We start from the raw sequence: 12,097 nt of genomic DNA on the forward strand, positions 1-12,097 counted from the left end.
GAACGCTATGGAAGATAATCAATAAATGGAACAACACAATGAATTTGCATGAATATCAAGCTAAACAGCTGTTTGCAGAATTCGGTTTACCGGTACCGGAAGGCTACGCTTGTGATACGCCACAAGAAGCGTTTGAAGCCGCTGGACGCATTAGCAGCGTTAAGAAAGTCGTAAAATGTCAAGTTCACGCCGGTGGACGTGGTAAAGCGGGTGGCGTGGAATTACATGACAGCAAAGAAGGGGTAAAAGCGTTTGCGCAGAAGTGGTTAGGTAATCATTTAGTCACTTATCAAACCGACGCTCAAGGTCAACCAGTGTCGAAAATTTTGGTGGAAGAAGCCTCTCACATTGCTAAAGAACTCTATTTAGGGGCGGTAGTGGATCGCTCAACACGTCGCATTGTTTTTATGGCTTCGACCGAAGGTGGCGTGGAGATTGAAAAAGTCGCACAGCACACACCAGAACTTATTCATAAGATGGCGATCGATCCATTGGTTGGCCCACAAGCTTATCAAGGGCGTGAGTTGGCGTTTAAGCTCGGCCTGCAAGGCGATCAAATCAAACAGTTTGTGAAAATTTTCATCGGTCTGGGTGAGATGTTTATGCACTACGATCTCGCGCTGCTGGAAATTAACCCATTGGTTATTACCCAAGAAGGCAATTTGTTGTGCCTAGATGGCAAGATCAATATCGACTCAAATGCGATGTTTCGCCAGCCTAAATTGCGTCAGATGCATGATGCTTCTCAAGAAGATGTGCGTGAAGCCCATGCCGCGAAATGGGAGCTCAATTATGTCGCTCTGGATGGCAATGTTGGTTGTATGGTGAATGGTGCTGGACTGGCGATGGGCACGATGGATATTGTCAATTTGCACGGTGGTAAACCGGCGAATTTCCTTGATGTGGGTGGTGGTGCGACCAAAGAGCGAGTTGCCGAAGCGTTTAAAATTATTTTGTCTGATGCCCATGTCAAAGCGGTACTGGTGAATATTTTTGGTGGCATTGTGCGCTGCGATATGATTGCCGAGGGGATTATTGGTGCGGTTAAACAAGTTGGCGTCAGTGTGCCAGTAGTGGTGCGTCTTGAGGGCACTAACGCAGAGCTTGGTCGTCAGCGATTGGCGGCCTCTGGTTTAGATATTATTGCTGCGGAATCACTGACTGATGCAGCGCAAAAAGTGGTTGCTGCTGCGGAGGGCAAATAATGTCGATCCTTATCAATAAAGACACCAAAGTGATTTGTCAGGGCTTTACCGGAGGGCAAGGCACTTTCCATTCAGAGCAGGCACTGGCTTACGGTACACAAATGGTAGGCGGCGTTTCACCCGGTAAAGGTGGGACGACTCACTTAGGCTTACCGGTATTTAACACGGTGCGCGAAGCGGTTGAACAGACGGGGGCAACCGCCAGCGTCATTTATGTTCCTGCGCCATTTTGTAAAGATGCGATCTTAGAGGCTATCGATGCCGGCATTAGTTTGATTGTCACGATTACCGAAGGCATCCCAACATTGGATATGCTAGAGGTCAAAGTGAAACTAGAGCAGACCGGAGTGCGGATGATCGGCCCTAACTGCCCTGGAGTGATCACTCCTGATGAATGCAAGATTGGTATTATGCCCGGTCATATTCATCATAAGGGGAAAGTGGGCATTGTCTCTCGCTCTGGCACCTTGACCTATGAAGCGGTCAAACAAACCACCGATGAAGGTTTTGGGCAATCGAGCTGTGTCGGAATTGGTGGTGATCCGATCCCAGGATCGAATTTCATTGATATTCTGCAGCTGTTTGAAGATGACCCCGAAACGGAAGCGATTGTGATGATTGGCGAAATCGGTGGCACCGCCGAAGAAGAAGCGGCGGCATTTATCAAAACCAACGTTACTAAACCGGTCGTCTCTTACATTGCTGGGGTGACCGCTCCTGCGGGTAAGCGGATGGGACACGCCGGTGCGATCATCTCTGGCGGTAAAGGTACTGCGAAAGAGAAATTTGCTGCGTTGGAATCTGCGGGTGTGAAGACAGTAAAAAGTCTGGCCGACATTGGCAAAGCGCTGCGTGAAGTGACTGGCTGGTGATGTTGTTGGTTATGATGATTGGTTAGTCTCACTGAGTAACCATTAGCCCCGATCTCAGATCGGGGCTAATTATTTAAGCTGTCAGTGGATTAAGTTACCCGTTAATTAAATTGCTAGCGGATTAAGCGACTCGCTTAAATTGAGTCAAGACAAATAACCCTGCGGCACACACCACCACCGAAGGACCCGCTGGCGTATCAAAATGCCAAGATAGGGCGAGCCCACCGACTACGCTTACCATACCAAGTAAGATGGCCCAACCCGCCATCGCTTCAGGGCTACGCGATAGGCGACGTGCAGTAGCGGCAGGAATAATCAGCAGCGACCCCATGATCAACGCCCCAACAAACTTCATACCCACGGCAATCACCAAACCGATCAATAGCATTAGGATCAGGCGCATTAAATCGGTATTGATCCCCTCAACAAAGGCCAGCTCTTCATTGACACTGGTTGAGAGTAGAGGGTGCCAAAGTAGGTAAACAATTAGGCTAACGATAGCAACACCGAGCCAGATAAAGGTTAGATCGGATGTGGAGATGGCCAACAAATCACCAAACAGATAGCTCATTAAATCGATACGGACATGATCTAGGAAGCTCACCGCAATCATACCGAGCGACAAAGCACTGTGCGCCATAATTCCCAATAATGTATCGGTGGCAATTATGGTCTGTTTTTGCATCGCGACTAAAAGGGTCGCCATACCCAAACAGCAGACTAATAACGCCAGATACAAATTAATCTCAAGTAAAAAGCCTAAGGCAAGGCCCAGCAATGATGCGTGGGCAAGGGTATCGCCGAAATAGGCCATTTTACGCCAGACGACGAATGAGCCAAGTGGACCTGCAATGATCGCAATCCCAAGTCCAGCAAGCAGAGAAGGTAATAGAAGTTCAATCATGTTGATGGTGACCATGTGAGTGATGTGCGCAAGAGCTGGCTTTACCTTGCACTGGTTGACCAGCAAGATCGTGATGGTGGTGCTCGTGATGGTGTTGGTAAAACGCCAGCGTTTCACGGCTGCGGTGACCAAACATTGCCAAATAACTGGGATGTTGGGCGATGTTTTCTGGTGAGCCAGAGCAGCAAATATGATGCTGTAAGCAAATGACTTCATCAGTTTTCGCCATCACTAAGTGTAAATCATGGGAAACCATTAATACCGCACAGCCAAAACGATTACGTAAGGTATGGATAAGATCGTATAAATCGATTTGTCCTTGAACATCCACCCCTTGAGCCGGCTCATCTAATACCAATAAATCCGGTTGTTGTAACAGTGCTCTCGCCAGTAATACGCGCTGTGTTTCACCGCCGGATAGCTTATGCATATCATGCTGTTGTAAATGTTCACCACCGACTAAAGCTAGTGCTGCAGTTAATTGTTGCTGGGTAAAGCGCCCAGCGAGGCGTAAGAAACGCTCGACGCTGAGTGGCAGAGTATCATTGAGTTTCAGTTTTTGTGGTACGTAGCCGATACGAACTCCAGCTTGGCGAATCATTTTGCCTGAGCTGATCTCTTGTAATCCCAAAATGACTTTGACCAGCGTCGACTTACCCGCGCCATTCGGGCCAATGAGGGTTGTGATCTTACCTTTAGTCAGAGTCAGTTGGATCTGGTCTAGTACGCGTCGCTGCTCAAAATTGACGCAAATTTGCTGCAATTCAATCAAATTAGCCATTAATAGAACTCATTTGCAAAATGGTTATGTTATAAAGTAACATTATGCTTCAGCAAAAGCCACTAACGGGAGTGCGATTACCATGTTACCGAGATTTATTGTTTTGACGGCGATTGTCTTATTCACGAAATCGGCCAGTGCCATTGAGGTGCTAACCAGCATTAAGCCGATACAGATGATCACTTATGAGTTGATGCTCGGTACTGGCACCCCGGATGTATTGTTGCCTGCGGGGGCATCGCCGCATGATTATGCGCTCCGTCCTTCAGATGTAAAGCGGATTCAGCAAGCCGATCTGGTGATTTGGTTTGGTCAAGACCTTGAACCGTTCATGAGTAAGTTGTTAGCCAATCAACCATCGGTACTGACATTAAGTCAAGTGCCTAACTTAGCTTTGCGTGAGTATGGGGCTCAAGATCACCATGATCACGCAGGGCATCAGCATGGCAGTCATGATCCACATTTTTGGCTAGGTATTCAGCCGGTTGCGCAGGTAGCCAGTGCGATAAGCGCGCAATTGATCGCACTGGATGCGACTAATCAATCAAAGTATCAAGCGAATTTGCAACGTTTTTTAGCTAGTTTAAGTGAGCGTGAGCAGGCCATTCGTGAGCAGCTAACACCAGTGATGAGCGTACCTTATTATGTGTTCCATGATGCTTATGGATATTTTGAGCAACATTTTACCCTTAATCAGCTCGGGCATTTTACGGTGAATCCAGAGCGTAAACCTGGTGCGAAAACCTTGATCGCAATCAAGCAGACTCTGAATGCCCAGTTAGCTAAATGTGTGTTTGCTGAGCCGCAGTTTGAACCCGCAATTATTGAAACAGTAGTCAGAGGTACCCCAGCAAAAATTGGCGTGTTAGATCCATTGGGCAGCTCGGTGCAATTAAAAGCGGGTAGCTATTTTGTGTTCCTCAATCAATTGGCGGATAGCTATTACCAATGTTTAGCTCAGCCTTGAGCTAATCATGAGAGGAAAAATTATTTAAATGCGGCTTAAGCCGCATTTTTTGATCCAAGCATGAAAAATTATACATTGCCCTGCCTTTCACACTGCATCTCGCTTAACGATTAGTTAGAATGCCTGAAAATTTGTACGCCTAATGGTATTCCACTCACGGGGACAAATTCTAACTGCTTGCTGACAGGGGAACGCGTGTTTCGCACATTTTTATACAGCTGCTGGCTGAGTCTTATCATTCCGTCACTAGGAGTGGCCAACAATAACCCGATGTCGGTTTTCTACCCTTTATCTATGCAGGAAAAAGGGACGGTGATAGTGGCGAAAAATCTGTATCTCGGCGACGACGGCGGAATATGGATCCATGATGTCCATGGCAAGGTGATGTTTTTTGATGGACAGAATATTTTGCCAGCGCGTGGTTCGGTATTACCCGAAACCTCAAAGCATATTATTTATGCCAAGCGCGCGTTGTGGACCTTTGAGCAACATCAACTGTTTCGCACCTATCCGGGAGGAGAGAAAGAGCCCATCTTAACCCTGCCCCCAGGTTCTCAAATTAATCAGATCGGCGTGTCAAATGGCATGATTTGGTTGAACGATAGCGCGAATTTTTATAGTTATGATATTGATAATGCAAGGCTTGATACTTTTTCTTTGCACCAGCTTTATTCGTTGAACAGCGCCAGCCAAGTAGTAATTAATGATGCGCAGTTTTTCGCCTCAAAATGGGCTTTAGCGACCAATGTCGGTGTTTATTTGTCGATGCCACAAGGCTTTAGCCATATCACGGACTCTGGTAAGTCGGCGATCCAAAAGCTCTATTTTTCTGAACAGCGGCGCGAGCTATTGGTTGGCTCTGCACATGGCGCATTGATCATCGATATTGAGCACTCGCGCTTATTGTCCAAACCAATCGGTGCTGCGGAAGTGTTGTCAATCGCTGAAACCGACACTGAGTATTGGATTGGTACTGAAAATGGTCTGTATCTTTACAGACTAGATAGCGGAAAAGTCACTCCACCTGAAACATATCGCAACGATGATTATGCACTATTGGGTAAGAAAATTTACTCAATGGTTAATGATTTACAAGGTGGTATGTGGATCGCGACTGATAAAGGTATGTTTTATTATTCATTATTGGCTCAGCAGCTGACGCGATATCCTGCGCAAAGCTTATCCAGTGATGGTAGTCGGGTCCAAATCAGTAAAATTAAGTCGTTCAACACGCAGGGAGATTATTTAGCGATAACCCAACAAGGCCTATATCGATTTAACTTTACTGGCGAATTTCGTAAAAACTTGATTTATCCCGGTCAAGTCAATGATTTCGTTATTGCTGGAGATGACGTCTGGATTGCTACTGAGCAAGGGCTGGTGAGCTACAATCTTGCACAGCGCCAGATCAACGCTCCGTCATTGCCGGTGTCATTGCTGCACAATTCGGTTAAACGGCTCACCGTCGATGGTGATGGTCGGCTTTGGGGAGCCAGCCATGAGCAGCTTTGGTCTTATTTGCCGAGCGAACAAAGCGAGACCAATTATGGGATGGAGTGGATGGTGAAAGGATTATCACCCGCGAAGATCACCGTACTTGCCGCCGTTGAACAAGGCATAGTGATTGGTACCGAACATGGTGCTTACACTTTGTTTGATAAACAGATCCGCTTTGATTTCTCCAGTCATCGCTATGGTGAAATAGTACAAGTTGTGGAAGATAACACTGGTCATATTTGGCTGGTCGGGGCTTATGGTGTCTTTCAGTGGCAGAACCATCAACCGCCGGCAATTGCAGTTGAGTTAGTTGAAGAGAATATTCAGCCGCGCTGTATTGCTCAGTCAGCTCAGGGGATGTGGCTCATTTCATCGCAGGGAATCAGTCTCTATTCGCATCAAGCTCAACTCAGTAAACACTTTGCTGCGCCTTATGGCTTGATCAGCAATGAGTTTATATTAGATGCTTGTGCGGTCGGTGAAGTGTTGGATAGTTCCTTTCTTATCATGGGATCGCAATTTGGTGTGGTGCAAGCTAATACCCAAGCACTAGCGGTCTCTAATTTGCCCAATATTCAGATCATGTTTAGTCAAGTGAGTGTGAATCATCAGCCGAAACTATTGGGTTATCAGCCGGATGGTCTGTTGCAAATTGCCTATGATGATGCGATTAGTTTTCAGTTTGGGGCCTTGTCATCGTTACGTAATCCATCGTTGGAATATAAGCTCAATGATGAGCGAGAATGGCAGCGGTTTGACTGGGCTCAGCTCAATTTTGATCGACTACTGCCCGGCGAATATCGTTTAAAAGTGCGTAGCGCAAATCCAACCCACCAAGATCAAACCCCGGCTATATTCGATTTTGAGGTTCTCCCTCCTTGGTATCTGAGCCCTGCCGCTATCATTGGTTATGTGATGCTATTGGGTGGTGGTTTGTCTTTAATGCTAAGTTGGCGAACTCGAGTCATTGTTGAGGCAAATCGACAGCTAAAAAACCAAGTCGAGCTTAAAACCAGTCAATTGCATCATCAAACTAAAATTGTACAGAGCAGTAATCAGCAATTACGAAAGTTACTGCAAGTACATCACAATTTGTTTGGCAAAGTATTTGAGAGTATTGATCCCGCATTACGCCATCTTTCCTCTTATGCCAAAGTGCGTGGGTGGAATGAGTTCGAGTTGCCGTTTAATAAAGTTAAACAAGAATTAACCCAATTGCATTTCATGCATCGAGGCGAAACCCCAGAGAGTCAACGCCACGATTTAAATTTATTGATGGAATCGGCCTTAAAAAGTTGGCAGGAAGAATACAACAAAGCAGAAATCCAGTTGGTGTACCGTGGTGAAGTCTGTCTTATCGAAATTCGCCAATTTAACCTCGATATACTGTTTAATGTCGTGTTCACCGATGCGATTCGACGGCTTGCTAAACAGCAACAGTTATCTATCCAACTTGAGCAGAGAGATTCACAAGGCGTGCTGATTTTTTCAGATCACGGATCAGTGATTGATAACTTCAGTGCCATTCCCGTTTCATTCAACGGTGCGTGTACTTATTCGGTGCAAGAGTTAGTACAGCATAGTGGTGGGGAATTACGGATTTTACGCTTCGACAAGCGTAATGTTCTCGAGTTAGCGTGGCCGCTGGCCGCATTACCCGTCACTCAGCCATTTAAGGCGCAAGCGTTATCCATCGTTGATCACATTGTGCTTGATGATGGGGAAAAAAAGTGGCTGCGCAAAGTCAATCAGTTAATTGAGCACAATTATAGTGATTCTGATTTCACCACCTCTAGGGCGGCACAATTACTGTTTGTCTCCGAGCGTAGTTTGCAGCGCCGTTTTAAAGCCGCAACCGGTAAAACCTTTAAAGAATCGCTCAATCAAATGCGTTTAGAGAAGGCGTGCCAGAGTTTATTGTGTGGTGCCAGAATTGCTCAAGTTGCCTTTGATTGTGGATTTAATGACCCTTCTTATTTTAGTCAGCGTTTTAAGCACCATTTTGGTTTATCACCGAGCCAATTTATCGAGGATCAAGAGGGTAGATAATGGTAATGCGGTGCGCCTAGTTGATATAACGTAGTAGGGGAGATTGAGTGCTGAAAAAAATATCGTGGTATAGCCGGGGGGACTATACCACGGGTGCCAACGACACCTTCGCTTGCTGCCGGAGTAATATGGCACAGCCATATCACCTCTGGAATTCTTGTTGCTAGGAGGGATATCCTTTCAACCCGCTCACTATAATTCCAGTGACTTATTTTTCTTATAAAATTTACGCCAGCTTGATATAGAAAAACGACAGAAAATAGCACTAAGGTTTAACTTGTTGATTATTGAGAATTAATTATTTAGTTTGGTTTTGATTGGGTCGTTTTAGATTTCGCTAGGAATGTGGTTAAGTCGCTTTTTAACGTTTTTGACGAAGTTATTTTGACGAAAATAACGCTGGTGATTAATTCGGCAAACATTGTTTTCACGCAAAAAAATCATCTATTCACTGTGTTAATCTTTCTGATATTAATGCTAATGTTTCTTATTAATACTTCCTTTTAAGGTTGCGATCATGAAATTATCACAGATGAAAGCGGGCGAGCGTGGTGTGATTCTCGCATTAGAAGGGCTTTCTGACTCGGTCAGAAAGAAGCTCATGGTGATGGGCGTGCTGCCTAATACGTCAGTGATCCTGATCCGACGTGCTCCGATGGGCGACCCGTTGCAAGTAGAAGTGCGCGGTGTGTCGATTGCTTTGCGTGAAAATATTGCGGCGCAGATCCAAGTGGAGTCAATTCAATGAACTATCAGATACTCACGGTCGGTAACCCGAACAGCGGTAAAACTACACTCTTTAATGGATTAACCGGGGCTAAACAGCAGGTTGGTAACTGGAGTGGCGTGACGGTTGAGAAAAAAACTGGCAGTTTTTCTCATGCAGGGGATGAGTTTTCATTAACCGATTTACCCGGCATTTATGCTTTAGATAGTGGTAATGATAGCAACAGTATTGATGAATCGATCGCTTCGCGCGCGGTACTTACCCATCCAGCGGATGTGATTATCAATGTGGTCGATGCCACTTGTCTTGAGCGTAGCCTATATATGACGCTGCAGCTGCGTGAATTGCAGCGCCCAATGATCGTCGTGCTCAATAAAATGGATGCGCTGAAACGTGAGCGAGTGCATCTTGATTTAAAACAGTTGGAAGCTTTCTTGGGCTGCCCAGTTGTGGCACTTTCTGCTAATAGCCAGCCGCAGGTGCGTCGTTTTAAAGAGAAACTGCATAAGCTAGTAGTGCAGGGGATTGCGCTCAAGCCGCTGGAACTCAATTATGGTGATCAATTTGAGCCATTGATTGGTCAATTAGCCGATCAGTTTCATGAGCAGACCGTATCGGCCCGCGCCTTGGCCATTCGAGCGCTTGAAAATGACCTGTTAGTGATCAATCAATTGCCTCCGGCGGCTCGCCACCAAGTACAGCAACTGCAACATCAATGCTCAGTGGATATCGATTTGCTGGTGGCAAACACTCGTTATACTTATCTGCATGAACTTTGTATTTATGCACGCCGCAGCGAAGGTAAGCTCAGCCATCGATTCACTGAAAAAGCCGATCGAGTGATCCTTAATAAATGGATTGGTATCCCATTCTTTTTTGCCGTGATGTACCTGATGTTTATGTTTGCGATCAATATTGGTAGCGCCTTTATTGACTTTTTCGACATCGGCGTTGGGGCATTATTGGTCGAGGGTGGACACTACTTGCTGGATGAACATCTGCCAGTTTGGTTGGTGACCTTGATTGCGGATGGGGTCGGTGGTGGGATCCAGACCGTGGCCACATTTATCCCTGTGATTGCCTGCTTATATTTATTCTTAGCAGTGTTAGAAAGCTCGGGTTATATGTCGCGCGCCGCTTTTGTGCTGGATAAAGTGATGCAGAAAATTGGTCTGCCGGGCAAAGCTTTTGTGCCACTGGTGCTCGGTTTTGGCTGTAACGTGCCATCGATTATGGCCACACGAACGCTGGATCAAGAGCGTGAGCGTAAGCTAGCGGCCTCGATGGCACCCTTTATGTCTTGTGGTGCGCGTCTACCGGTTTATGCGTTGTTTGCGGCGGCATTTTTCCCACAAAGTGGCCAAAATGTGGTGTTTGCTCTGTATTTATTAGGCATTGTGGCGGCAGTCTTGACCGGCTTGGTGCTGAAAAAGACTCTATATCCAGGGGCAAGTGAAAGCTTAATCATGGAGATGCCAGATTATGAAATTCCGACCCTACAAAACGTCGTCATCAAAACTTGGCAGAAGCTGAAACGTTTTGTATTGGGTGCAGGCAAAACCATCGTGGTGGTGGTCACTATCTTAAGTTTCTTAAACTCGGTGGGCACTGATGGTTCATTTGGTAATGAAGATACAGATAAATCGGTATTGTCTAAAGTAGCCCATGTGGTGACGCCGGTATTTTCTCCGATGGGCATCACACAGGAAAACTGGCCAGCAACCGTTGGCATTATTACCGGTATTTTTGCTAAAGAAGCAGTGGTGGGAACTTTAAATAGCTTGTACACCACAAACGCCGATGATGATGAAGAAGATGTGGAATATGATCTGCGAGCCAGTTTGCAGGAAGCGCTAATGTCGATCCCTGACAACCTTGCCGCCTTGAGCTTTAGTGATCCGCTTGGGATTGAGGTTGGTGATTTAACCGATAGCGATGCGGTGGCTGAAGAGCAAGAAGTGGATGCCTCTATCTTTGGCAACTTACACACTTATTTTTCGAATGGGCATGTAGCATTTGCTTATCTGATTTTTATCCTGCTGTATACCCCTTGTGTCGCGGCGATGGGGGCTTATGTGCGCGAGTTTGGTGCTGCCTATGCACGTTTTATTGCGCTCTGGACGATGGGCCTCGCGTATGGTTCAGCGGTGTTGTACTACCAAATTACCCATATTAGCCAGCACCCTTGGTACAGTTTAGCTTGGATTGGTGGGATCATGGTGTTTGCAGCTATCACCTATTGGGGATTAAAGCAAAGCGGACGTAAGCAAAAAATGGTTGAGGTACCCGCTGCGTGATTTTGAACGAGCTTAAAGAGGCGATTGAGCAGCAGCATGGCATCACTCGTCAACAATTAGCCCAGCGGTTTGCGCTGAGTGAAGATGGGGTTGAGGCGATGCTCGCGGTATGGATTAAGAAAGGAGTGCTCTCTCGCCAGCAATACACTAACGCGCAAGATGCGGTGGTGCGGGTGCGTTATGTACTGAATCGTCGCTGTGATCTTGCGGTGAGCGTGACCATGTAGTCATAGTCCGCACTTACACGTTTACTAAAAGCCGCATAATGCGGCTTTTTTATGCTCGAAAGGATTTACGTTCGAAAGGGTTTATGCTCGAAAAGAAGTGATTTAAATCGATTTTACGCGGGCTTAAAGAGTGAATGTGAACTCAGGGTTGTGCGGAGTGTATTGAGCAGATCTTGCTGCTCAAAGGGGGAGCGTAACTGACCTGAGGTTCTGCCCCACACAGGGCCCGGCCACGCAATATCGCGAGTAAAGCGCGCGATATGGTGAATGTGTAGCTGCGGCACCATATTGCCCAGCGCGCCTAAGTTCAGCTTGTCTGGATTAAATAGGTGTTCTAGCGTTTGACAGACGATTTGTGATTCAAGCAAAAATTGCTGCTGCTCTTGCATTGGTAAATGATGCAATTCGCGCAGATTGGCACGCTGTGGGACTAAAATAATCCAAGGTACCGCAGCATCTTTATGTAATAGGGCGATGCAGAGCGGAAAATGGCCGATCACATCGGTATCTTTTTGCAGTTGTGAATGCAGTTCAAAGTGCAGCATGTGATGCCTCTTAAGCACAATAAGTG

General features: G+C 46.3%; 10 protein-coding genes. 7 read left to right on the plus strand and 3 right to left on the minus strand.

Annotated elements, in window-relative coordinates:
- Window positions 1–38: 38 nt before the first annotated feature.
- Window positions 39–1,205: an ADP-forming succinate--CoA ligase subunit beta gene (sucC, locus tag OOK74_RS03880; protein WP_278183143.1), complete on the plus strand. Its 1,167-nt coding sequence runs from the start codon at window positions 39–41 to the stop codon at window positions 1,203–1,205.
- The gene (sucD, locus tag OOK74_RS03885; RefSeq protein WP_274722230.1) at window positions 1,205–2,077 is read left to right on the plus strand and encodes a succinate--CoA ligase subunit alpha; all 873 of its coding nucleotides are present in this window, start codon (window positions 1,205–1,207) and stop codon (window positions 2,075–2,077) included. Before sucC ends, sucD begins: the two co-directional genes overlap by 1 nt.
- Window positions 2,078–2,198: 121 nt before the next feature.
- On the opposite strand, the gene znuB is transcribed toward sucD, so the two are convergent.
- Window positions 2,199–2,981, minus strand: coding sequence for a zinc ABC transporter permease subunit ZnuB (gene znuB, locus OOK74_RS03890; protein ID WP_166013349.1), 783 nt, complete (start codon window positions 2,979–2,981; stop codon window positions 2,199–2,201).
- Window positions 2,974–3,762 carry a zinc ABC transporter ATP-binding protein ZnuC gene (znuC, locus tag OOK74_RS03895; protein WP_274722231.1) on the minus strand — a complete coding sequence of 263 codons (789 nt, stop codon included), beginning with the start codon at window positions 3,760–3,762 and terminating at the stop codon, window positions 2,974–2,976. The genes znuB and znuC overlap by 8 nt, the downstream gene beginning before the upstream one ends.
- 82 nt (window positions 3,763–3,844) lie before the next feature.
- Between znuC and znuA the strand changes: the two genes are divergently transcribed.
- From znuA to OOK74_RS03920, 5 genes are all read left to right on the plus strand, one after another.
- Entirely contained in the window at window positions 3,845–4,729 is an 885-nt protein-coding gene (gene znuA / locus OOK74_RS03900) for a zinc ABC transporter substrate-binding protein ZnuA (RefSeq protein ID WP_274722232.1), read from the plus strand.
- Between the two features lie 195 nt (window positions 4,730–4,924).
- A complete protein-coding gene (locus OOK74_RS03905; RefSeq protein WP_274722233.1) occupies window positions 4,925–8,275 on the plus strand; it encodes an AraC family transcriptional regulator in 3,351 nt (1,116 codons plus the stop codon).
- Window positions 8,276–8,792: 517 nt separating this feature from the next.
- The gene (locus tag OOK74_RS03910; RefSeq protein ID WP_274722234.1) at window positions 8,793–9,023 is read left to right on the plus strand and encodes a FeoA family protein; all 231 of its coding nucleotides are present in this window, start codon (window positions 8,793–8,795) and stop codon (window positions 9,021–9,023) included.
- Complete coding sequence (gene feoB / locus OOK74_RS03915; RefSeq protein WP_274722235.1) at window positions 9,020–11,299, plus strand: Fe(2+) transporter permease subunit FeoB; 2,280 nt, start codon at window positions 9,020–9,022, stop codon at window positions 11,297–11,299. Before OOK74_RS03910 ends, feoB begins: the two co-directional genes overlap by 4 nt.
- The gene (locus tag OOK74_RS03920; RefSeq protein WP_274722236.1) at window positions 11,296–11,526 is read left to right on the plus strand and encodes a FeoC-like transcriptional regulator; all 231 of its coding nucleotides are present in this window, start codon (window positions 11,296–11,298) and stop codon (window positions 11,524–11,526) included. Before feoB ends, OOK74_RS03920 begins: the two co-directional genes overlap by 4 nt.
- 113 nt (window positions 11,527–11,639) lie before the next feature.
- Here the strand turns inward: OOK74_RS03920 and OOK74_RS03925 are convergent, their stop codons facing one another.
- Window positions 11,640–12,071 carry an HIT family protein gene (locus OOK74_RS03925; protein ID WP_274722237.1) on the minus strand — a complete coding sequence of 144 codons (432 nt, stop codon included), beginning with the start codon at window positions 12,069–12,071 and terminating at the stop codon, window positions 11,640–11,642.
- Window positions 12,072–12,097: the final 26 nt, after the last annotated feature.

It is taken from the genome of Vibrio misgurnus (assembly GCF_029635775.1).
In the GTDB taxonomy this organism is placed as follows: domain Bacteria; phylum Pseudomonadota; class Gammaproteobacteria; order Enterobacterales; family Vibrionaceae; genus Vibrio; species Vibrio chanodichtyis.

Coding starts and splice junctions, on each gene's coding strand:
- sucD (WP_274722230.1), top strand. CDS start 1,205: ATGTCGATCCTTATCAATAAAGACACCAAAGTGATTTGTCAGGGCTTT.
- feoB (WP_274722235.1), top strand. CDS start 9,020: ATGAACTATCAGATACTCACGGTCGGTAACCCGAACAGCGGTAAAACT.
- znuB (WP_166013349.1), bottom strand. CDS start 2,981: ATGATTGAACTTCTATTACCTTCTCTGCTTGCTGGACTTGGGATTGCG.
- sucC (WP_278183143.1), top strand. CDS start 39: ATGAATTTGCATGAATATCAAGCTAAACAGCTGTTTGCAGAATTCGGT.
- znuA (WP_274722232.1), top strand. CDS start 3,845: ATGTTACCGAGATTTATTGTTTTGACGGCGATTGTCTTATTCACGAAA.
- OOK74_RS03910 (WP_274722234.1), top strand. CDS start 8,793: ATGAAATTATCACAGATGAAAGCGGGCGAGCGTGGTGTGATTCTCGCA.
- znuC (WP_274722231.1), bottom strand. CDS start 3,762: ATGGCTAATTTGATTGAATTGCAGCAAATTTGCGTCAATTTTGAGCAG.
- OOK74_RS03925 (WP_274722237.1), bottom strand. CDS start 12,071: ATGCTGCACTTTGAACTGCATTCACAACTGCAAAAAGATACCGATGTG.